This window comes from Tardiphaga sp. GW822-FHT04G09 (genome assembly GCF_058800725.1).
This window is the reverse complement of sequence record NZ_JBXAMO010000009.1, coordinates 32,250-53,228: the sequence shown is the minus strand read 5'-3', so window position 1 is coordinate 53,228 and position 20,979 is coordinate 32,250. Positions and strand designations below refer to the sequence as shown.

Here is a 20,979-nt window from a genome sequence, read left to right as displayed (position 1 = left end):
CAAAAAGCCCTCGCTTCTGAACCGTCCAACTTTACGGGGGCAGTTCAAAGCGAGGGCTTTTTCTTATTCAAACCGTCAAACCGAACTCAGTAGCGATAGTGGTCGGCCTTGAACGGGCCTTCGGTCTTCACACCGATATAAGCGGCCTGCTCCTTGCTGAGCGTGCTCAGCTTGACGCCGATCTTGGCGAGATGCAGGCGCGCGACCTTCTCGTCGAGCGACTTCGGCAGCACGTACACTTCCTTCTTGTACTTGCCGTCCTTGTTGTTGGCGTAGAGCTCGATCTGCGCCAGCGTCTGGTTGGTGAAGGAGGCCGACATCACGAAGGAAGGATGACCGGTCGCATTACCGAGGTTCACGAGGCGGCCTTCCGACAGCAGGATCATGCGCTTGCCGTCCGGGAAGGTGATCTCGTCGACCTGCGGCTTGATGTTGTCCCACTTCAGGTTCTTCAACGTCGCAATCTGGATCTCGTTGTCGAAGTGACCGATATTGCAGACGATGGCCCGATCCTTCATCGCGCGCATGTGCTCGATGGTGATGATATCCTTGTTGCCCGTCGCCGTGACGAAGATGTCGGCGCGCGGTGCGGCGTCTTCCATGGTCACGACTTCATAGCCTTCCATCGCCGCCTGCAATGCGCAGATCGGATCGATTTCCGACACCAGCACGCGGCAGCCGGCCTGGCGCAGCGAAGCAGCCGAGCCCTTGCCGACGTCGCCGAAGCCGGCGACCATGGCAACCTTGCCCGACATCATGACGTCGGTGCCGCGGCGGATGCCGTCCACCAGCGATTCACGGCAACCATAGAGGTTGTCGAACTTCGACTTGGTGACGCTGTCGTTGACGTTGATCGCGGGCCAGAGCAGCGTGCCAGCCTTCTGCATGTCGTACAGACGATGCACGCCCGTGGTGGTCTCTTCCGAGACGCCCTTGATGCTTTCAGCGATCGCCTTGAAGTAGCCCTTCGGCTTCTCCTTGAGCTGCTTCTTGAGCAGCGCGAAGAACACTTCCTCTTCTTCCGAACCGGGCTTGTCGAGGAACGCCGTGTCGCCGTTCTCGGCCTTCAGGCCGAGATGGACATACATGGTGGCGTCGCCGCCGTCGTCGAGGATCATGTTGGGATGACCGCCGCCATGCCAGTCGAACAGTTTCGCGGTGTAGTCCCAATACTCAGTGAGGCTCTCGCCCTTGATCGCGAACACCGGAATGCCGGCGGCTGCAATCGCGGCAGCGGCGTGATCCTGGGTCGAATAGATGTTGCAGGACACCCAGCGAATGTCTGCGCCGAGCGCCTTCAGCGTCTCGATCAGCACGCCGGTCTGAATGGTCATGTGCAGCGAGCCGGCGATGCGGGCGCCCTTCAACACCTGCTTCGGGCCGAATTCCTCGCGGGTGGCCATCAGGCCGGGCATTTCGGTCTCGGCGATCGAGAGCTCCTTGCGGCCGAATGGTGCGAGATTGATGTCTTTGACGATGTAGTCGGTGAAGCCGTTGGGCGCAGTCATGGGATATCCTTGTTGAGGGAGTCATTCCGGAGCGCTCGCGCCTTCGCGAGCGAACCCGGAACTCGATGTGTGTGACTCATTTTCAGGTTCCGGGTTCGCGTACGCAAAGAAGCGCGCACGTCCAGGAACGACGAATTTGTGGTTAGACGTTGCGCTTCAGCGCGTCGACAAGGTCGGTCTTCTCCCAGGAGAAGCCACCATCGGCATCCGGCGTGCGACCGAAATGACCATAGGCCGACGTGCGGGCGTAAATCGGCTTGTTGAGGTCGAGATGCTTGCGGATGCCGCGCGGCGTCAGATCCATCGCGGCAGCAACGGCCTTCTCGATGGCATCGTCAGCGACCTTGCCGGTGCCGTGGGTGTCGACGTAGATCGACAGCGGACGCGCTACGCCGATGGCATAAGCGAGCTGCAGCGTGGCCTTATCAGCGAGACCAGCGGCCACGATGTTCTTGGCAACGTAACGCGCGGCATATGCGGCCGAACGGTCCACCTTGGTGGAGTCCTTGCCGGAGAATGCGCCGCCGCCGTGGGGGGCTGCACCGCCGTAGGTGTCGACGATGATCTTGCGGCCGGTCAGGCCTGCGTCGCCATCGGGACCGCCGATGAAGAACTTGCCGGTCGGGTTGATGTGCCAGATCGTCTTGTCGCTGATCCAGCCATCCGGCAGAGCCTTGCGGACATAGGGCTCGACGCGTTCACGCACCTGGTTCGAGGTCATATCCTCAACGAGATGCTGATGCGAGACGACGATCTCGCGCACGCCAACCGGCTTGCCGTTTTCATACTGCACGGTGACCTGGCTCTTGGAATCCGGGCCGAGCACCTTTTCGGTACCAGCGTGACGGGCTTCCGAGATCAGACGCAGGATCTTGTGCGCATAGAAGATCGGTGCCGGCATCAGCTCAGGCGTTTCGTTGGTGGCGTAACCGAACATGATGCCCTGGTCGCCGGCGCCTTCTTCAGCATTGGTCGGCTGCTTGGCATCGACGCCCTGCGCGATGTCTGCCGACTGCGGATGCAGCAGGATCTGGACGTCAGCGTTCTGCCAATGGAAGCCGTCCTGCTCGTAGCCGATATCCTTGATGGCGGCGCGGACGACGGCTTCGATATGGTCGTTTGTGACGGTGGATGGACCGCGGGTCTCGCCGGCGATCACAACCTTGTTGGTGGTGGCGAGGGTTTCGCAGGCAGCGCGAATATCCCAGGGATCGATGCCCGCCTTCGGGCCTTCGCGGAAGAACAGATCAACGATCTCGTCGGAGATACGGTCGCAAACCTTGTCGGGATGGCCTTCGGAAACCGATTCACTGGTGAAGAGATAAGACGCGCGCATCAACTGGTCCTCTAATTTGCGCCGAGTTCGGCAGCCTTCGTCACATTGGTCGGAAATGTCAGTCGCGACGCCGCGAGATGACGTAGCTTTCGTCGTAGAACCAGAGACCGTTGTGCTTGCGCAGAACCTCTCGGGTGGCATCCAGGTAACGGCCGCTCCGGGTTACTTCCGTCAAACGGTCATCCTCGATTTGAGCCACGTAAACCGCCGCGTTCCACGCTGCAAAAGCCGTCGAAGTTCCGATCGATCCGGTCACCTCGTTCGGCAGCGCCTCCATGGCGTAGCGAAAGATCGACCGCTGGTCGGAATAGGCATTGAAGTTCAGATCGCGGCCGGCTGAGCCCAGCTCGTATTTCACTGCGCGCAATAGCTCATGACGGCTCACGGCGAAAGGGTTTTCTTTGGGCCAGACGGCTTGGACGATCTCCATGCCGGGGTCCTGCCCATGCGAGTGGATACCGATCAGTCGCCCACCAGCCCGCAGCGCCCTCGCCAGCGGCGCCATGATCCGTTTGGCCCGAAACTGCACCGAAGACTTCGCGCGATAGGGCTGGGAGGCGATAATCAGGTCAAAATTGGCCTCCGTGCGCCCTGCCCGCGGGATAATCGAATCCAGCAGGAACCGGTGATCCTCGCGATAAACCACCAGCGCCACGGGCCGTTCATAGGTCGGCATGCCTGATCGGGGGTTGATGCTGGCCCGCCAGTTGTCCTCAAGAAAAGCTCCAAGTCCGGCGATCTGGTCGGCGAATTCACCGGATGAAGCCCCCCGTAGCGGAACTTCGTGCCAGATCATGGCGGCTGCGGCGGCCGGCGATGCCGGAGTCAGTGTGGGCGCCTCGGCATAGTGCATATTGGTCAGTACAAAGACCGTGGCCGGATGCTCGAACAACCGATCCGGCACCTTGTCGAGGGTGAGTCGCACGTCCTCCAGGCTGAGCTCCTTGCCCGCAATGTAGAACGGCATATGCGGGAAACGGCCATGCATCGAGCGCATCACCCGCGCCAGCACAGTGCCGTCGCCAACGCCGGCATCGAACACCCGAAGCGCTGGCGGGCGTGGATGGATGCTGGCCAGTTCCAGCCCAACGCGATCGGCAATCACCCGCTTTTCCGAGCACGTATGGACGAACAGCAGGTATTTCTGCCGGTTCTCGAAGAAGCGGAAATTGCTGCGCGGATCGCGCCGTTCGATCGGCGGCTCTAGCCCGCGTGGCGGCGGCACGCCCTCCGGCATCGACTGGGCGATGAAGGCCTGAATCCGCTCCAGCGTATCGATGGTGATGCGCTTGCCCTCGCGCAGGCGATTCACCAGCTTGCCGTCGTTGACCGCCCGCCGACCGAAGGTCGACTCCGCCATCTCCGCCTGCCGGCAGAAATCGGAGATGATTCCGAGGATCTGATCGTTCTTCATGTGCGGGGATGTGACCGGAAGTGGGCAGAATTATGCTTGGCCCACTCTTTAGCACGGTCTGCCCACAGATGAAATACCCCTGCGATCCACCTGCCGTCGTGTGAAAGTCGCGCGCCTTCTGCTAGAATGCGGCAGCTTCAACTTCTCGCCTTTCGACCACTCAGAACGGGCTTTCTCCATGCGCATCGCGATGATCGGCACCGGTTACGTCGGCCTTGTGTCCGGCGCCTGCTTCGCCGATTTCGGCCACCATGTGACCTGCGTAGACAAGGACAGCGGCAAGATCGACGCCCTGCTGCGGGGCGAAATCCCGATCTTCGAGCCCGGCCTCGACGCATTGGTGGCCAGCAATGTGAAAAGCGGCCGACTCGGCTTCAGTCTCGACCTCAGTGAGGCTGTGAAGGCCGCCGATGCCGTGTTTATTGCGGTCGGCACCCCGTCCCGCCGCGGCGATGGCCACGCCGATCTCAGCTACGTCCATGCTGCCGCACGCGAGATCGCCGCCAACCTGCGCGATTTTACCGTGGTGATCACCAAGTCGACCGTGCCTGTCGGCACCGGCGACGATGTGGAACGCATCATCAAGGAAGCCAATCCCGAGGCCGACGTCGCCGTGGCGTCCAATCCGGAATTCCTGCGCGAGGGCGCAGCGATCCGCGACTTCAAGCATCCAGACCGAATCGTTGTCGGCACCGACGACGAGCGCGCACGCACAGTGATCTCGGAGATCTATCGCCCGCTTTATCTCAACCAGGCGCCAATCATGTATACGGGCCGGCGTACGGCCGAGTTGATCAAATACGCCGCCAACGCGTTTCTTGCGACCAAGATCACCTTCATCAATGAAATCGCTGATCTGGCCGAGCGAACCGGCGCAGATGTCCAGGATGTCGCGCGTGGCATCGGTCTCGACAACCGCATCGGCGCGAAGTTCCTGCATGCAGGCCCCGGCTTCGGCGGCTCGTGTTTTCCGAAGGACACCCGCGCACTGGTCAAGACCGGTCAGGACTACGACGCGCCGCTGCGGATCGTCGAGGCAGTTCTCACCGTCAACGACAACCGCAAGCGCGCCATGGCCCGCAAGGTTTCCGCCGCGCTCGGTGGCAATCTGCGCGGCAAGACCGTCGGCGTGCTCGGACTGACGTTCAAGCCCAACACCGACGATATGCGCGAGGCGCCGTCGATCCCCTTGATCACCGCGCTTCAGGATCTCGGCGCCACCGTGCAGGCCTACGATCCCGTCGGCATGGAACAGGCCATGCACGAACTGCCTGATATCACCTATTGCGACGATGCCTATGCCTGCGCCACCGGCGCCGACGCGCTCGTGATCGTCACCGAATGGGAACAGTTCCGCGCACTCGACCTCGCGCAAGTGAAGCAGAAGATGAAGCAGCCGGTCATCGTGGACCTGCGCAACATCTACCGCCCCGAGGAGATGGAGAAAGCCGGCTTCGCCTATGAGAGCATCGGGCGCGGAAAGAGGTAGAACGACGTCACTGCGTTCCCGCCGGATCCGCTCTCAACGGCTCGGGATAGTCCCATAAGGTCAAGGTCTGGTCGTCACCAGGTCCTGGATTTGGCGTTCGCAGGTGAGTGGTGCGACCGGCGAACCACCGTGTCTTCCGGAACATCATCGTCTCGGTGCGGCCCAACGCATCATCCTCTCGCGGAAGACGAGCCGAACTGAAGCAGCTGCGCTATTTTGATTCAAACGTCGATATGGGCGATTCAAAATCCATTATTTGCGTTGCAGATCCCGACGCAGGCGATTCAAAACCGAGGAATCTTGATTCAAAGCGCCCGATGAACGTCACATTTTCAAACGGTGTAAGGCCGCCGATGCGTTCCGGCTCGATGTATAAAGATTGGACGATCGCAAAGCTCGCATCACGTTCCCGAAGCATTGCGTGACTTTGCTTCAACATTGTCTCGCGTCCCCGGCAACCTGAATCAAGTTGCAGAAACGTCGAACCAAGTTGTCACCGACGCGAAAGCAGTTGCGCATTCTTGATTCAAACATCGAATTTTTCGATTCACAGCCCAATATCTTCGTTGCAATCTTCAAGACCGACGTTGCGGACTTCAAATTATTTGATTCAGAGACGGACGTCATAGCAACGCCGGTGAAGACCGTTTTGACCGGCATGCGGTTTCAAGAGGATGAACCGGCAAGGTGGGATGGGTGCGGCGCGCCGGGGGCAAAGCGAACGGGCCTACGCGAACGAACGCTCGGGCGACTGATCAGCCGCGAGCCCGGAATGAGTTTTGCGCTTGGCCCGAACAGCTCCGTCATGCTGGCAATTCAGAAGACGGGCAGCCAGTAAGACACCATGGTGCCGTTGTCCGCCGTCGAAAGGTCTCGGCAGAGCAAAACGATCGAGACAATCGTCTGTTTTATTGAGAAATATGACGATGACAACAAGTCAGAGTTTCAGGTGAAGGAAGTCCATGAGGGGGATGGACCGATCGCATGTTTCTGTCCCAAGCGAATTCTCGACAAGTTGACGTTTGCCATGATCGGACTGCCCTATCCCGTGAGCCGCTGCGAGAAGGAAGATCGGTGGAAAGAAGATAATGGGTGGAGGCGACGCTAGCCAGTTTATTCCGCTACCATATCTTTTGTCGGCCGAGCAATTTCCAAACGCCGCCCTCCCCGGACATTAGAGCAAGCGTTGTAAATTCGTCTTTCGCTTTGTTCATCCGGTGTACGATCGTCCGGTTTAACTTCGCAGAACTCGATCCATGAATACAGCGCGGCGACCGCGTCTCGCCGCGCTGTAGAATTAGTGCAAATCTCGCCACCAGCGTCGTTACCTCCGCCCTTCGCCTTGATGAGCTCCGGGAGAACACGCCTGCTGCAGCAGGCGTCACGCCTCATGCCCGCCCAAATTGCGCAATGGCCTTCTATCCCGCCACTCTTCTTTCCTCGGCTTTTTGCATCCTCCGGCGTCGAGTCAAGCTGAAGGCTGCCACGTCGGAATCAGGTTCGTCTTCCTGAAAAGACGGATCTTGGCGGATATAAGCGTTGAAGAAAGGCGCTGGGTCGCCCGCATCAAACAGCTTGGTCACCATTTGCCGGTATTCCTTTTGGCGTTCTTTCGAAAGCCAGCGAAAATCTTCGTCGCACTCAAGTGCCGCTAAATTCGCTCGTAGCGGCGCGGGGCAGTTGCGCAGATACGCTCTTTTCTTTGTGAGCTTGCGGACCTCGCCATCCGACGGGAGCCATCGCATATATGCCTGCCACTCCGCAAAACTGGATAGAGCACTCAACATTGACCGACGGGCTGCACTTGCCGATCCATGAGAAAACGCGGCAACTTTATCGAAAGCAGCAATCTCGGCCCTCGTGCTTGGGAGATTGTGACCGGCGAGATGCCGCTTTGCATCGCGCAAGGCGGCAACGAGCTGCGTCTGCGCATCATCGGTGAGGTTACCTGTACGAGTGAGCCATTCACCATAGCCTTTGGGCACCTTCCAGTCCGGCCTTGCTACCTCCGGAATGTGCTTCTGTGCATGTTTCCTCAGACCGTGACCGATGGCGGCCGCCAAAGGCGGGGGCACTGCGTTCGCGAGCATCTTGATTGGTGTCAGACGCTTGCCGTCGCTTCTGTGCTTAGGCTTCACGTCCCAGATCCACCCGGTCGGAAATCCGGTGATTTGGGACAGTTCATCGAGTGTCGCGACGGGAAGCAATCCCAGATCAATAACGTCGCCCCGACGGGGCTTATAATCTAAACCAGGACCTCCTCCGGAACTTTCGAGGATCGCCGGCATCGGCTCGTCGGTTCGGCGGATAGCAGCCGAAGACTTGCCGCCCGGATACCGAAAGTATCCCTTGAAGCCGTCGCGGGCCTTGTTCAGGACCCGTATATCTGCTGGCCGAAGCCGATGGCCGCTGCCGTCCTTTGAATCGACGCGTTTACTTGCTGCTCGCCGACGCTTAGTCGTGGCCCAATTCGAGCCCGTTCGATGCAGTTTGACCCCGAACTCGGGGAGAATATCAGCTACGGTGGTTCGCCGATCTGATTTAGCTTCAGTCATCAAGTCGTGAAACCAGCCATCAACCTCGTCCAAGGCGCCGACACAAAGAAAGCGATCACGGCTCTGCGCGGAGCCATAGAAGCTTGTGTTGATGACCATTTCCGTCAGACCGTAGCCGGCACGGCGGAGGATATATCGCATTCGTCGATACATCTTGCTGTCGCGGACTTGCTTGACGTTTTCCATCACGAAGTAGCGGGGACGAACCACTGTGACGATGATGCCGTAAGCCTCGGTGAGGTCTGCGCGGTCATCCTCATCGCGGCGTTTTTGACCAGCTTGCGACCACGGTTGGCAAGGCGGCCCACCGACGATGATATCAGGATTCAATTCGGCGATGTCCGTTGCGATTCCAAGGATATCGGCGAGATCAGCGCGGCGGTCGCCTCCGCTCCAAGAAGCGTCGGGAGCAGCCTTAGATCGGCGCGGTCCTCCCAGGGATATGCGGTTCTTGATCGAGAGATTCGCGGCATGGACTGCGAGCGCCTCCTCCTTGAAATCGAGCGCGGCCACCACATGGTGCCCCGCCGTCTGCATGCCTTTTGAGAAGCCACCTGCTCCGCAAAAAATGTCTACTACTCGCATTTTCATTGGTCGATATTCTACTTTATATCTCGTGATGCACTGGTGCTCAGGTAGCACGCGCACGTTTCGATTCTTTTCTCACGATGCTTAAAGTTCAAAATATCGCCGGGATGAGCGTTCCTAACGTCGTGGTAGACTGCGGACGAGAAGTAATACGGCTCGAAGCGCTTATGATTGAAGCGCAAAAAACGCGCATTTGCTACTCTCGAAAACGGTGCGACCTCAGCCTGGATCATCCAATTCCGAATCTCTCGATCACATGCGCTGAGTCCCACTCGCGCCGTGACGGAAGCCACGATATCTGTGGCCAATAAACCAAACGGCACTGGTCTGATGCGGCATGCCGGTCCGCGTCACGCGAGAGGCGGAGGAACGGCGTAGACCCAAGCTCTCTCACCGCGAGCACCACTCAGACTTCCGCAATGAACGATTAAACGCGTCCGGACCTCGATGACGCCGCAAATCAGGAGGTAAATCGCTTGGCATGTGATCAGCACTGTGAAATCGTTCGGCAGCACTCGATCTTCTGTTCTCGTCGTTCGCCGGCCTATCAAACATCCACGACGCTGGTCCAGATGGATACCTCGCCGCATGGTGCGCCGTCATTTTCCCGTCGCTCTCGCAAATGCCGACATGCGGTGAAGACGACGAGTTGATCCGGACGCAGGCATTTTAGCTAGGGGATCGTTCCATTCATCCGAAGCGATCAGCTAAATGCACCTTCGAAGCCATATCCTTCAAATTCGCCGATGCAAGTTGCGCGTCCCCGAAAGCAGTTGCGCAAATGCGATTCAAAGTTGCATGAGTGCGATTCAAAGCATCATATTGCCGTTACAAGCAACGATACAATCGATTCAAAGTCCGATAACGCCGATTCAAAACTCGAGACGCGCGTTGCCGACATGTATGGCGTCAGTCCATCCATCCGACCGGATCGCTTTGCAAGGTCGCAGGCTTTGCGGGAACGTTAATAGCAGTGTCGGCACATCGCCTTGATGCGTACAGGCATCGTCTCACGTTGCTGAAAACCGGAGACTACGTTCAGAGACATCGATTGCAGTTGTCGCCAGCGCGGAAACAGTTGCGTATTTCCGATTCAAAGATTGAGACCTGCGATTCAATATCGAAAATTTGCGTTGCAAAGTTCAAGATTGGTGTTGCGAAGTTCAACATTTCTGATTCAGCCGTGGAAGATACAGGCGGCTGGACGGACCACCCCTTCCCCTAGGAAACGGCGCTCGCGATCTGCTCTGCGCCTGCGATGCCGTTCCGGCAGAATTCCGGAACCGCGTCGGCCTTCCTGCTCGGCTCAAACGGGCGGCGCATCGCCGGCGCGGATTGGTTTCTTGCAACGTGAGGGGGCAGACTGGAATCGCTGAGACATATGCGCGGGAGGCCGCAGCGTCGCCGGCGTGCCCAAAGGAGAAGAGATGCGAATATCGAGAATGACGCGCCTGAGCGAGCAAGCCCGTTATCAGCGGAGCTACCGCGCGGAGCAGAAGGTGCTGCGCAAACCTTCGCGCGACGATGTCGCACGGGTGGCATTGCACGTGATGATCGCTGATATGCTCGAGCGGAATGAGGACGGCGACCTCGCCGCGCTGTGCGAGGCGCTGGTGACCCGCCTGGTCGATCTGGGCTTCGACCGAGGTGCCGCGTATTGCCGCGTGGACGATCTCGTGGAGCGCTATGCCGATGGGTGGGCGCCTCAGCGCAAGCCTCATCTCACGACGCCGAGCATGGTTGACTCCGGCGAGATTTGATCCTCTCCCCCCATTACTCGAGCAAACGGCGTTTGTCTTTGAATCGCCCCCGCACCGGTTCTCGAAACCGCTCTCCTAGGGGATTTGGTGGATGTAGAATGGCGCCAATCCGGATCGTCCCGCAGAGTGATCTGCTACCTTAGGACGCACAGCGTGCCAAGATTGTTGACCAAGCTCAGCGGCTGGAAGGCCGGTCCACAGAATGGGAAATAGATCCTAGACAGGCGAATTAGATCCTGCCAGGTTGCAGCCCTCACAAAGGAGAGCTGCCGATGTTGCCCGAGTTTGCCCCCGATATGATCGACCGAATGATGGCCCTCCGCCCCGCGTTGCGGCGGCATGCCGCATTCCTGATCGGCAAACGAACTCACATCGGGTCGCCCGAGGACTTCGTGCAGGACGCATTCGTCACTGCGCTGCGCAGCGTGGACAGGTACGCCGACGACAACTTGGCCGGCTGGCTGATGGCGATCCTGGAAGGACATGTCCGGAATGCGAGCCGGCGCGCCCATGTCCGGACTTCGGTGCCGCTGGTGCCAGCGGGGGCCGCGGAGGACGGCCATGCGGATATGATGGAGTTCCCGGTCGCCGCAAACCAAGAGCTGCGGCTCGAGGTCAATGACGTGGTAGACGCGCTTCGTAAATTATCCGCGGCTGATCAGGAAATCATTTGGCTCGCCCGTGTCGATGAATTGTCTCATGAGCAGATCGCAGAGCGGCTTCGCGTGCCGCTCGGGACGCTGCATTCGCGTCTCTCGCGCGCGACCGCCAGGCTTAGAGATGCCTATGAGGCTGGACCGGAGGTGGGAACTGCATGCGCGCCCATCCGTCCTCGTCGAGCTGCGTGAGGATACGGGAATGGCGATGCGAATCTATCTCGTCGGTGGATGGAACGGGGGCGCCGGACGTACTTTCACCGCCGCGCACCTCGCCTGCGGATTACACCTGCAAGGTCGCCGCACCATGTTGGTTAGGCAAACCCACAGTGGCTCTCCAGCGATGATCGATCCGTTCGAGGCAACGTTGCCGTTGCCCTGCTGCGAGCTCCGGTTGCCTGAACCTTATATGCTCCCGCCCGATCTTGCCGTCGGTATGACGACGATGATCCATCATGCGGATGCGCGGTTTATCTCCGCCTTGCACAAACTGGCGCTGGCGGAAGTCGGCGACGAGGGGGATGTCGTCGTCGACCTCTGTTGCAACGAGCGCGCGCTGAATGCCGCCACCTTGCGCGATGCCGCGGCAATCTTGATACCGGCACGGGAATCCGTGTTCGAGATCGATTGGGCGGTGCGCGGATTCGCTCACGTTCGAGATACACAGCGCTACCGTGACTTCCTGATGCCGACGCTGGTTGCGACCATCGCTCCCGACAGCGGCCGTGCTCGGCAGGCGGCGCACCTGAGCGGCCTGCTGCGGGACTGCGATCCGGATTGCGACATACTGCCGGGTGAGCCGTCTGAGGTCATTGTGCCGGTTCCATTTCTGGACGAAGCGACGCTGGCCGCGCTCTTTGACGAGCGTCCGATCTGGCAGGATCCGGAACTGCAGGCGCGGTGCCTCGCCTTTGCTGCGGCAGTCGCCGAACGCGCCAATGCATTCATGACGATGATGCTGGAGCACGCCGATGAATGTTGATCGGCCCGCCACCCTTGTGATCTGCCCCGCCCTGAGATGCTGCGATAACAGCCGCAGCCGACGCAATGTTGGGCCAAAAGCGCCTTGGCGGCTCGGACCGATCTCCCCCGGAGCATCGGACCAGCGTAACGAGGGTCGCTCCGCAGTATGCCGGTGATCGAACCGAGCTTCCGGAATGGATCGCGATTGGGACATTCGCGTTCGTCGTCCGCAACTAGAGCATCCCGCACCACGACTTGCGCTCATGGCGGCGATGCCGCCGCGTTGGTCCGTCGGAACGTTGGAACATGGGACCCACACGACGATGCGACGATGTCGCGTTGGATCGTCGGACCGGGTTTCCACGCCGCGGCGGCAACCAAGCGCAGGTTCAGCCGCCGTCGTTCACGAACTGCCTTCATGCCCGCTCGCGGGCGCGCCGGTTTCGATCAGTTTTACCCGTAAGAGCCCGTGTCCCCCATGTTGATCCGCGCCTTTCTGTTTCTCGACCCTCGTCGCATCCCCTCCGGCCTCTCCGAGCGCCTCCAATCGCTTGCAGCAGACTGCGCACTTCTCGAACGTGATCGTGCATTCGTCTCTGCTAGGCTGCGAACGGCGCCCATTCTCGATCGATATTCCCCTGTAGTCAGTCCGCTCGGTCTGCAGCTAGTCGGCGACGTCACGGGGCACCCGCAGCTGGGGTCACGGAGAATCGTCACTTCCCAGGTTTGGTTCGCCGATCCGGAAGACCGTTGGGTACGCACCCTGTCGCGCTTTTACCGTCTTGGTCGACCGGGAGAGAGCGATCCCCGTTCATCGCCATCAACGTTCAGACCCGACAACGACGATGACGATGACGATGACGATGACGACGAATGGCCGGGAGCGGGTAATTGATCCACGATGAAGACGACGAAGATGACAGGCGGATACAAGGCGTCCCCGATCCAGCCCTTGTTGCGGAGGGCGCGGCGGCGGATTCGGCCGACGATCAGCGCAAGCGGCTTGAAGGCTTGCCAAGGATTCTGCGCTACGCCTTACTTGCCCAGAATAGATTCGATCGCGATGTGGCTTTTCGCCTCGTCGCGGAGATCGATGCGATCTGTCTGGATCTTGCTCAGACCGCGGCGTGGGCGGTCGTCTTCAATGAAGATACCGGGCTCACCCTTGCCGCCGAACTCGATCGTCTTGCCGTGGTCCGTGACCTGCCGCTCCTGCGCACACTCGGCGACTGCGCCCGCATGCTATCGCTGACCCTGCCATGCGACGGGGAACGCTTCGAAGCTTTCCGGCGTGTCGGCCGCGCCATGATTCTTGCTTTTGACCAAGTCGCTTCGACGGTTGACGACCAGCAACGTTTCGAGCTCGAACAATTGATCTATGGCTGGGCCGCGTGTCCCGTCGCCGCCCCCTTCGACAGCGCCGGCGGCTCACGGCTGGCTGCGACGAGCGCGACGGATCTGGGCTATCAGATGGCGCGGTACCGGATCCGCGCGGCCAAAATCGACACCGCGCGCCGCGTTCGGGAAGACATTGAACGGCAACAGGAGGTGGCCACGCCACCGGAGCCTCCCGGACCTTCCGGAAGCGATCCGACATCATCCTGCGCAATGGTCGAGCCGGTTGCGCACCATCATGTCGTGGTCGGCAGCATCGATGACGCCGCTACCAAGACCCACAAGTTCATCCAGCCGTTCATGAAGATTCTCAACACCGCGCTCCCGCTTGTCGAGACGCCGGCTCTTGGTCACGTCCGCAATACCCTGGCGGCCGAGTTTCCGTATGCGATCGATGTGATCGACTTTGCGCTTGCCGACCTGATCGGGCGGCCGACCGCGCATTTCCGACCGCTTCTGCTCGTCGGCGACCCGGGCGCTGGCAAATCACACTTTTCTCGCCGTCTCGGCGAAGTGCTTGGTTTGACGATCTGGCGCACCGATGCCGCACAATCGGACGGCAATTCTTTTGCGGGGACCGATCGGCGTTGGCATTCGGCAGAGCCCTGTCACCCGCTCCTTGCGATAACTCGCGGCGGAAACGCCAATCCGATGGTTCTGATCGACGAGATCGAAAAAGCCGGCACGCGGAGCGATTACGGCAGGCTGTGGGATTGCCTGCTCGGTCTGCTCGAGCCCGAGACAAGTGCTCGCTATCCGGATCCTGCCCTGCAGATCACACTCGACCTAAGCCATGTGAGCTATGTGGCGACGGCCAATACTCTGGCTCCCATACCATCGCCGCTGCGCGACCGCTTCCGAATCGTCTCCTTTCCGAAACCCACCCGTGCCGACCTTGATGCGCTGCTGCCTGGACTGATCCGGAGTATTGCCGGCGACCGCGGGTTGGACAGCCGCTGGACCGCTCCGGTCGACGCCGACGAACAGGCCGCCATCGCCCGCGCCTGGCGCGGAGGCTCGGTGCGTCGCCTGCGTCGCATTCTTGAAGCGATCCTCCGGACGCGGGATCAAAGTGCAAGGAGGAACTGATCAGATCAGAGTAAAAATGCTCCGTCCAAACCGCTCGACACGATTCTGGTGGCGATCCACCACTGGGGAATTCGATAGCGGAGTTGTGTCCGGAAGATCGAAGCGTTGCTCGACATCATTCCGGCTCTCCCACAATTGCCGAAGCCGGTGGCGTCGATAGGCGGTGATCGCTTTCCGAAGCGAGCCGGCCGCTCCTTTCGATCATGACCGTCTGTCGCGCGCGATCACACTGAAGACAATGAAGTCTAGGGAACAATACCGCCCGTTCGGCAAGCCTATCCGGAAATACGATCATCCAAGGAACTTGAGTCGCACCGACATGAACTCACGGGATCTAAGGGCCGCAGATCAATGACAAACTTGCATGCTGAGCCGTCAATGGACCACAGGATATCTTACGGTCAATCCGTGAGCTTACCCCCAATGCCTAGAACTGCTCGCTCGTTGCCGCCCTATGTTGCTGGTACGATGGCTCTGCTCGGTCTGCTTCTTCAAACGCGTATTGAGAGCGAGCACAGAACGACCGAGGCGGCAGAGCGGGCGGGGATTTCGTGCGGTCTTCTGCGCCCCATCGAGGCCGGCGATCCGGGCTGCACGATCGGTGCGGCATTTGAAATGGCGACATTCGTCGGCTTGCCCCTGTTTAACTCCGATCAGGCGACCATGTCCCGCATACGGGCTTCCAACCGTGGAGTAATGACACTCCTTCCAAAATCTGTGCAGACGTCGCGTATCGAGATCGACGATGAGTTCTGATCCTCAATACAGCCGGGCGTATGTATGGACCTGGCTGCCGGGTCACACGCAGCCTGTCGTCGCCGGTCTCCTCACCTCGAATGATCGGCAACTTCTTTTCCACTACGGGCGGAACTATCTGTCGCGAAAGGACGCCATCCCGCTGTACGAACCTGAGCTGCTGCTGAACAGCGGGTTCCGGCCGCTTCTGAACGGCCTCAATATTCCCAACTGCATTCGAGACGCGGCACCTGACGCTTGGGGACGCCGCGTTATCCTCAATCGAAAATTCGGAGCACGCGGAAAGGAAATCGACCCAGGGAACATCGATGAGCTGACCTTCCTTCTGGAGTCCGGTTCGGATCGTATCGGTGCGCTTGACTTCCAGGCGACCTCCTCAGACTACGTCGCCCGCGAAGGCCAAGGTGCGTCGCTTGAAAAGCTGTCGAAGGTGGCCGCGCTTGTGGACAAAGGACTACCGCTTACTCCAGAGCTCAACTATGCCTCGTTTGATGGAAGCTCCCTCGGCGGAGCGCGCCCGAAAGCGACGATTACATCGGATGATGCCAAATTCATCGCGAAGTTTTCTTCCGCAACCGACCTTTACAGCGTCGTGAAGGCAGAATTCATCGCGATGCGGCTGGCGTCCGAGGTCGGCCTTACAGCCGCGCCCGTCCGTATGGCGAAGGCGGCAGGCCAAGATGTGCTGCTTATCCGACGCTTTGATCGTGAAAAAGACGAAAACGGATGGCTCCGCAAGGCCATGGTCTCAGCTTTGACGCTGCTTGAACTCGATGAGTTGATGGCGCGCTACGCGAGTTACGAAACCCTTGCGACAATCATCCGGCATCGGTTCGACACGCCGAAGAAAACACTCCGGGAGCTGTTTTCCCGTATGCTCTTCAATGTGCTTTGCGGTAACACCGACGACCACGCACGAAACCACGCGGCGTTCTGGAACGGCAAGAGGCTTTCACTTACGCCGGCTTACGATATCTGTCCGCAAAACCGTACAGGCGGCGAAGCCACGCAGGCCATGTTCATTCATGGACAAGATCGAAGGAGCCAGATTGCCGTTTGCCTGAAGGCCGCGCCATTGTTTTTGCTCTCCGAGATCGATGCGCTGGACATTGCCGTCAAACAAATCAAGACCATCAAGGAGCAATGGTCCGACGTGTGCCATGAGGCGCAACTCAGTCAGGTGGATCGGAATCTCATGTGGCGCCGTCAGTTTCTCCATCCCTTCGCGTTTGTGGGAGCTCCGAAGGCGATAACGAACCTTGTCGAATAAGACGGTGTGCGCAGCCCGATCATTCTTCGCTGGGCAGGAAGAGTTCTAAAACACTACAAGAGTGACCGGCCTTCGATCGACCTGCCGACTCGGCCCGCCGCAAGCGATCCGGTCTCGACGAGAGTGTTGCGATCCGGACAGTGCATTTTCGCATTTTCGGCCAAGTCGTTAAATCGCGCTGACGTCACCTCTCCATGCGAAACTTTACACAGGTGTAACCGGCCCGAACAACGCAATCCCTCGGGATCAAGCCGTCGCCTGATGAAGATGACAGATGCGCTTTCATCCTTTGATCCGCGCCAAATGGACCGCAGACCGGCGCGCCGTCGATCACTCTCCGGATCTCAGGACGCCCGTTCTGGCACCCAGCCGAAGACAGATGCTGAAGGCCGCTTCACCTACGAAAGCGTGCGCGCGGCAAGGCCTGAGAGTTCATCGTCAGGAGAATGAAATGCAAATGCCCGGCAAAGAGCCGAGCATTTTTGTTGGCGAACCACTGATCAAGCGACGAGAGTTACTTGCCCCAAAGCTCGTTCGCGACATCCACGGCGAGCTTCAGCTTGGCCCATTGCTCGTCTTCACTGAGGATATTGCCTTCCTCGGTGGAGGCGAAACCGCATTGCGGCGACACGGCCAGCTGGTCAAGCGGCGCGAACTTGGCCGCTTCTTCCAGACGCGCCTTGATGTCTTCCTTCTTTTCGAGCTCACCGACCTTCGAGGTGATGACCCCGACCACGACGATCTTGTTGCCCTTCGGCAGGAAACGCAGCGGCTCGAAACCGCCGGCGCGATCCGAATCGTATTCGAGGAAGTAGCCGTCGTAATTGGTACCGGCGAGCAGCGTTTCCGCCACCGGCTCGTAGCCGCCCGACGAAATCCAGGTGGAGCGGAAGTTGCCGCGGCAGACATGCGTCGTGATCACCATATCCGCAGGACGCTCGGCGATCGCGTAATTGATGATGCGCGAATAGATCTGCTGCAGATGGTCAGCATCCTCGCCACGCGCACGGACCTTGTTCAGCTCATCTTCCGAGCAGAGATAGGCCCAGACGGTGTCGTCGAACTGCAGGTAGCGGCAACCGGCGTCATAGAACGCCTTCACCGCCTTGCGATAGGCCTTGGCGAGATCCTCGAAGAACACTTCGATATCCGGATAGACCTCCTTCGAGATCGCCTTGCGACCGCCGCGGAAATGCAGGACTGCCGGCGACGGAATGGTCATCTTGGCGGTGACGCCCGCCGTGTCGCAATGCTTCTTCAGGAACTTGAAGTGCCCAAGCATCGGATGATCGTCGGGGAAATCCACCTTGCCGATCACGCGCACCGAGTCATGACGGGTCTCGACGCCGGTGAACTGGATGCCAGTGTCGGGATGATAAAGCTCGCAGCCGGTCAGCTTGGCGAGGAAGTCAAAGTGCCACCACGAACGACGGAACTCGCCGTCGGTGGCGAGCTTGAGGCCGGTCGAGGCTTGGCGATGCACCACCTTCTCGATCTCGATGTCTTCGACCTTGCGCAGGTCGTCGGCCGAAATCTCGCCCTTCTCCAGCTTGGCACGCGCTTCCTTGATCGATGCGGGCCGCAACAGGCTGCCGACTTCGTCGGCACGGAACGGGGCTTTGGTTCTCTGCATAGTCGTTACTCCAGGATGCTCGGTTTGCAGATTAGCCGGGTGTGCCGGCCGTGTGTTTATTCTTGCTGCCGGCCGCGCCGGCGACGCCCAGGAAATGCTCCAGCACGGCAGGATCGGATTTCAACGCAGCACTCGTTGCATCATGCACGATGGTGCCGCGTTCCAATATCACTACACGATCGGCGAGCCCGAGTATTTTTTGGGCATTCTGTTCCACGATGATGGAACAGATGCCGCCGGCACGTGTAATCTTGCCCAGCGCCGCCAGCAATTCATCGACGATGATCGGCGCAAGGCCTTCGGTCGGCTCATCCAGCAGCAGCACCTGCGGATTGAGCGTGAGTGCACGGCCGATCGCCAGCATCTGCTGTTCGCCGCCGGACAGCTGATTGCCGAAATTGTTCTTGCGCTCTTCGAGCCGCGGAAACATCTCGTAGATCTTCTTGACGTCCCACGGCCCGGGCTGCGCCACCGCGGTCATGTTTTCTTCCACGGTGAGCGAGCGGAAGATATTGCGTTCCTGCGGCACCCAGCCGATGCCGGCACGGGCGCGCTGGTCCGGCCGCAGCGACGTGATGTCTTTTCCGCCGAGCTTCAGCGTCCCGCTGAAGCGGCGGGTTACGCCGACAATGGAATTGATCAGCGTGGTCTTGCCGGTGCCGTTACGTCCCAGCAGCGCCAGCACCTGACTTTCGCCGAGTTGCAGCGTCATCTTCGGAATGACCACGGCTTCGCCATAGCCAGCGCGCAGGTCATTGATGTGGAGAAGATCAGACATCGGCGCCCTCGCCCAGATACACGGCCTTGACGCGCGGATCGCGCGCGACTTCATCCGGCGGGCCTTCCACGAGCATGGCGCCCGCGACCAGCACCGAGATGCGATCGGCAAAGGAAAAAACCAGATCCATGTCGTGCTCGATCAGCAGCACCGTGACGTCGCGCGGCAGGCTGGCGACTGCCGAGAGAATATCGTGGCGTTCGCTTTCCGGCACGCCTGCAGCCGGTTCGTCGAGCAACAGCACACGAGGCTTGGTGGCGATGGCGACGGCGATTTCAAGAAGACGCTGCTTGCCATAGGGCAATGTCGCCGTCGCCTCGTTCATGACGTCGAGCAGATGAAAGCGCGCAAGGTTTTCCGCGATCGCGTCATTGATGTCACTGCGGGTGCCCATGCGACGCCACCAGTCGCTGCCATGGCCGAGATGTTCGGACACGGCGAGACCAACGGTCTCCAGCGGCGTCATGTCGGGATAGAGCTGGTTGATCTGGAATGTCCGAGACAGTCCGCGCAACACGCGCTTGTGCACCGGCAGGCCGGTGATGTCGTTGCCCTCCAGCAGGATGCGGCCGGAATTTGGCTTGAGCACACCGGTCAGAAGATTGATCACGGTTGTCTTGCCGGCACCGTTCGGGCCGATCAGCGCGTGACGCGCACCGGCCTCGATCTTGAGCGACAGATCGCGCGTGACACGAAGGCCACCGAAAGACTTTTCAAGATTGACGGTTTCCAGCGCGATGGTCATGGCGCCTCACCTTCCGGCACAACGACCGGCGCCTTGGCGCGGCTGAACTTGCTCGCGATCAGCCGCGGCAGGAACATGACCCAGCGATGCATGCGCTCACGGCCGATCAGCACGATGACCACCAGCACGGCACCGATCCAGAACTGCCAATATTGCGGCGTCAGCGTCGAGAAGAACTCCTGCAGCAGCTTGAAGATCACCGCACCGATCAGTCCGCCATACAAATAGCCGGTGCCACCGATGATCAGCACCAGCATCAGATCGGCCGAGCGATCGAAAGCAAAACCATCGAGCGAGGCCAGCGCCGTCGTCTGCGTCGAGAGCGCGCCGGCAACGCCCGCGTAAAATGCGGCAATGGTGTAGATCGCGATCAGCCGGCGATTGACGGGAATGCCGATCGCCGAAGCACGCAGCGGATTGTTGCGGATCGCACGCAGCGACAGACCGAACGGCGAATGCACGATGCGGCGCGCCAGCAGGAACATGATGAACAGCACAATCAGGCAATAGATGAAGCCGACCTTGCCGAAGATGTCGAACGAGAACTGGCGCAGGATTGGCTGCATCTCGATGCCCTGAAGGCCATCGGATCCACCTGTGATATTGGAAAAGCGGTTGGCGAGCTCGCGCAGCAACAGCGCAATACCGAGCGTCACCATCAGCCGTGTCAGATCTGACCCGCGCATGACGAGGAAGCTCGTCACGAAGCCCAGCGCCATCGCGGCAAGACCAGCAACAACCAATGCGACCACCGGTTCGGTAACGATGCCGTGCAGTGCCAGCAAACCCGCAGCATAGCCGCCGAAGCCGAAGAAGGCGGCATGGCCGAGCGAGACGATGCCGGCATAGCCGAGGATGAGATCGAGCGAGAGCGCAAACAGCGCGAGCCAGGCGATCTCGGTGAGGATCAGGTAGCGGTTCGGGAACAGCAGGATGCAGCCGGCAGCGAGCAGCCAGAACACGACTTCGGGCCAGCGCCATCGCGCACGCGCCATAGCGAAGGTGCCGACTTCCGGATGCGTGGTGCTGTTCGCTGTCATAATC

18 protein-coding genes are annotated in these 20,979 nt (G+C 59.8%); 9 read left to right on the top strand and 9 right to left on the bottom strand.

Going from position 1 to position 20,979, the window contains the following annotated elements:
- Positions 1–86 precede the first annotated feature (86 nt).
- The 3 genes from ahcY to AC1RLZ_RS17125 all read right to left on the bottom strand — a co-directional run bounded on the left by ahcY (position 87) and on the right by AC1RLZ_RS17125 (position 4,258).
- Entirely contained in the window at positions 87–1,508 is a 1,422-nt protein-coding gene (gene ahcY / locus AC1RLZ_RS17135; protein WP_149533491.1) for an adenosylhomocysteinase, read from the bottom strand.
- Between the two features lie 142 nt (positions 1,509–1,650).
- Positions 1,651–2,844 carry a methionine adenosyltransferase gene (metK, locus tag AC1RLZ_RS17130; protein WP_493189579.1) on the bottom strand — a complete coding sequence of 398 codons (1,194 nt, stop codon included), beginning with the start codon at positions 2,842–2,844 and terminating at the stop codon, positions 1,651–1,653.
- Between the two features lie 58 nt (positions 2,845–2,902).
- Positions 2,903–4,258 (bottom strand): hypothetical protein, encoded by a 1,356-nt coding sequence (locus AC1RLZ_RS17125; RefSeq protein WP_493189578.1) that lies wholly within the window; start codon positions 4,256–4,258, stop codon positions 2,903–2,905.
- A 178-nt stretch (positions 4,259–4,436) separates the two neighbouring features.
- Between AC1RLZ_RS17125 and AC1RLZ_RS17120 the strand changes: the two genes are divergently transcribed.
- Positions 4,437–5,747, top strand: a complete 1,311-nt coding sequence (locus tag AC1RLZ_RS17120; RefSeq protein ID WP_493189577.1) for a UDP-glucose dehydrogenase family protein — start codon at positions 4,437–4,439, stop codon at positions 5,745–5,747.
- Positions 5,748–5,958: 211 nt separating this feature from the next.
- Here the strand turns inward: AC1RLZ_RS17120 and AC1RLZ_RS17115 are convergent, their stop codons facing one another.
- A complete protein-coding gene (locus AC1RLZ_RS17115; RefSeq protein ID WP_493189576.1) occupies positions 5,959–6,186 on the bottom strand; it encodes a hypothetical protein in 228 nt (75 codons plus the stop codon).
- 72 nt (positions 6,187–6,258) lie between these two features.
- On the opposite strand from AC1RLZ_RS17115, the gene AC1RLZ_RS17110 reads away from it, so the two are divergent.
- A complete protein-coding gene (locus AC1RLZ_RS17110; RefSeq protein WP_493189575.1) occupies positions 6,259–6,585 on the top strand; it encodes a hypothetical protein in 327 nt (108 codons plus the stop codon).
- Positions 6,586–7,165: 580 nt separating this feature from the next.
- Here the strand turns inward: AC1RLZ_RS17110 and AC1RLZ_RS17105 are convergent.
- On the bottom strand, positions 7,166–8,893 hold the full coding sequence (locus tag AC1RLZ_RS17105; protein ID WP_493189574.1) for a DNA cytosine methyltransferase: 1,728 nt from the start codon (positions 8,891–8,893) through the stop codon (positions 7,166–7,168).
- A gap of 1,439 nt (positions 8,894–10,332) precedes the next feature.
- On the opposite strand from AC1RLZ_RS17105, the gene AC1RLZ_RS17100 reads away from it, so the two are divergent.
- The 7 genes from AC1RLZ_RS17100 (at position 10,333) to AC1RLZ_RS17070 (ending at position 16,779) form a co-directional block, all read left to right on the top strand.
- Positions 10,333–10,650 carry a hypothetical protein gene (locus tag AC1RLZ_RS17100; protein ID WP_493189573.1) on the top strand — a complete coding sequence of 106 codons (318 nt, stop codon included), beginning with the start codon at positions 10,333–10,335 and terminating at the stop codon, positions 10,648–10,650.
- Between the two features lie 272 nt (positions 10,651–10,922).
- Complete coding sequence (locus AC1RLZ_RS17095; protein WP_493189572.1) at positions 10,923–11,498, top strand: RNA polymerase sigma factor; 576 nt, start codon at positions 10,923–10,925, stop codon at positions 11,496–11,498.
- Between the two features lie 10 nt (positions 11,499–11,508).
- Entirely contained in the window at positions 11,509–12,288 is a 780-nt protein-coding gene (locus tag AC1RLZ_RS17090; protein ID WP_493189571.1) for a ParA family protein, read from the top strand.
- A gap of 459 nt (positions 12,289–12,747) precedes the next feature.
- Complete coding sequence (locus AC1RLZ_RS17085; RefSeq protein WP_493189570.1) at positions 12,748–13,164, top strand: DUF6634 family protein; 417 nt, start codon at positions 12,748–12,750, stop codon at positions 13,162–13,164.
- Complete coding sequence (locus AC1RLZ_RS17080; RefSeq protein ID WP_493189569.1) at positions 13,161–14,753, top strand: AAA family ATPase; 1,593 nt, start codon at positions 13,161–13,163, stop codon at positions 14,751–14,753. The genes AC1RLZ_RS17085 and AC1RLZ_RS17080 overlap by 4 nt, the downstream gene beginning before the upstream one ends.
- Before the next feature lie 468 nt (positions 14,754–15,221).
- Entirely contained in the window at positions 15,222–15,509 is a 288-nt protein-coding gene (locus AC1RLZ_RS17075; RefSeq protein WP_493189568.1) for a transcriptional regulator, read from the top strand.
- A complete protein-coding gene (locus AC1RLZ_RS17070; RefSeq protein WP_493189567.1) occupies positions 15,499–16,779 on the top strand; it encodes a type II toxin-antitoxin system HipA family toxin in 1,281 nt (426 codons plus the stop codon). Before AC1RLZ_RS17075 ends, AC1RLZ_RS17070 begins: the two co-directional genes overlap by 11 nt.
- A gap of 514 nt (positions 16,780–17,293) precedes the next feature.
- Here AC1RLZ_RS17070 and AC1RLZ_RS17065 read toward each other — a convergent pair.
- Genes AC1RLZ_RS17065 through AC1RLZ_RS17050 form a run of 4 tightly spaced genes read right to left on the bottom strand, consistent with a single transcriptional unit; the run spans position 17,294 to position 20,975 of the window.
- On the bottom strand, positions 17,294–18,412 hold the full coding sequence (locus AC1RLZ_RS17065; RefSeq protein WP_493189566.1) for a cobalamin-independent methionine synthase II family protein: 1,119 nt from the start codon (positions 18,410–18,412) through the stop codon (positions 17,294–17,296).
- 31 nt (positions 18,413–18,443) lie between these two features.
- Positions 18,444–19,190, bottom strand: coding sequence for an ABC transporter ATP-binding protein (locus tag AC1RLZ_RS17060; protein WP_493189565.1), 747 nt, complete (start codon positions 19,188–19,190; stop codon positions 18,444–18,446).
- A complete protein-coding gene (locus AC1RLZ_RS17055) occupies positions 19,183–19,935 on the bottom strand; it encodes an ABC transporter ATP-binding protein (protein ID WP_493189564.1) in 753 nt (250 codons plus the stop codon). The genes AC1RLZ_RS17060 and AC1RLZ_RS17055 overlap by 8 nt, the downstream gene beginning before the upstream one ends.
- Positions 19,932–20,975, bottom strand: coding sequence for a branched-chain amino acid ABC transporter permease (locus AC1RLZ_RS17050; protein WP_493189563.1), 1,044 nt, complete (start codon positions 20,973–20,975; stop codon positions 19,932–19,934). The genes AC1RLZ_RS17055 and AC1RLZ_RS17050 overlap by 4 nt, the downstream gene beginning before the upstream one ends.
- Between the last annotated feature and the right edge of the window lie 4 nt (positions 20,976–20,979).

Excerpts from the sequence above, each read along its gene's own strand:
- AC1RLZ_RS17105 (WP_493189574.1), bottom strand. The coding sequence starts at position 8,893 with ATGAAAATGCGAGTAGTAGACATTTTTTGCGGAGCAGGTGGCTTCTCA.
- AC1RLZ_RS17120 (WP_493189577.1), top strand. The coding sequence starts at position 4,437 with ATGCGCATCGCGATGATCGGCACCGGTTACGTCGGCCTTGTGTCCGGC.
- AC1RLZ_RS17070 (WP_493189567.1), top strand. The coding sequence starts at position 15,499 with ATGAGTTCTGATCCTCAATACAGCCGGGCGTATGTATGGACCTGGCTG.
- AC1RLZ_RS17065 (WP_493189566.1), bottom strand. The coding sequence starts at position 18,412 with ATGCAGAGAACCAAAGCCCCGTTCCGTGCCGACGAAGTCGGCAGCCTG.
- AC1RLZ_RS17085 (WP_493189570.1), top strand. The coding sequence starts at position 12,748 with ATGTTGATCCGCGCCTTTCTGTTTCTCGACCCTCGTCGCATCCCCTCC.
- AC1RLZ_RS17055 (WP_493189564.1), bottom strand. The coding sequence starts at position 19,935 with ATGACCATCGCGCTGGAAACCGTCAATCTTGAAAAGTCTTTCGGTGGC.
- AC1RLZ_RS17095 (WP_493189572.1), top strand. The coding sequence starts at position 10,923 with ATGTTGCCCGAGTTTGCCCCCGATATGATCGACCGAATGATGGCCCTC.
- AC1RLZ_RS17075 (WP_493189568.1), top strand. The coding sequence starts at position 15,222 with ATGGCTCTGCTCGGTCTGCTTCTTCAAACGCGTATTGAGAGCGAGCAC.
- AC1RLZ_RS17125 (WP_493189578.1), bottom strand. The coding sequence starts at position 4,258 with ATGAAGAACGATCAGATCCTCGGAATCATCTCCGATTTCTGCCGGCAG.
- AC1RLZ_RS17090 (WP_493189571.1), top strand. The coding sequence starts at position 11,509 with ATGGCGATGCGAATCTATCTCGTCGGTGGATGGAACGGGGGCGCCGGA.
- AC1RLZ_RS17050 (WP_493189563.1), bottom strand. The coding sequence starts at position 20,975 with ATGACAGCGAACAGCACCACGCATCCGGAAGTCGGCACCTTCGCTATG.
- AC1RLZ_RS17060 (WP_493189565.1), bottom strand. The coding sequence starts at position 19,190 with ATGTCTGATCTTCTCCACATCAATGACCTGCGCGCTGGCTATGGCGAA.
- AC1RLZ_RS17100 (WP_493189573.1), top strand. The coding sequence starts at position 10,333 with ATGACGCGCCTGAGCGAGCAAGCCCGTTATCAGCGGAGCTACCGCGCG.
- AC1RLZ_RS17115 (WP_493189576.1), bottom strand. The coding sequence starts at position 6,186 with ATGTTGAAGCAAAGTCACGCAATGCTTCGGGAACGTGATGCGAGCTTT.
- ahcY (WP_149533491.1), bottom strand. The coding sequence starts at position 1,508 with ATGACTGCGCCCAACGGCTTCACCGACTACATCGTCAAAGACATCAAT.
- metK (WP_493189579.1), bottom strand. The coding sequence starts at position 2,844 with ATGCGCGCGTCTTATCTCTTCACCAGTGAATCGGTTTCCGAAGGCCAT.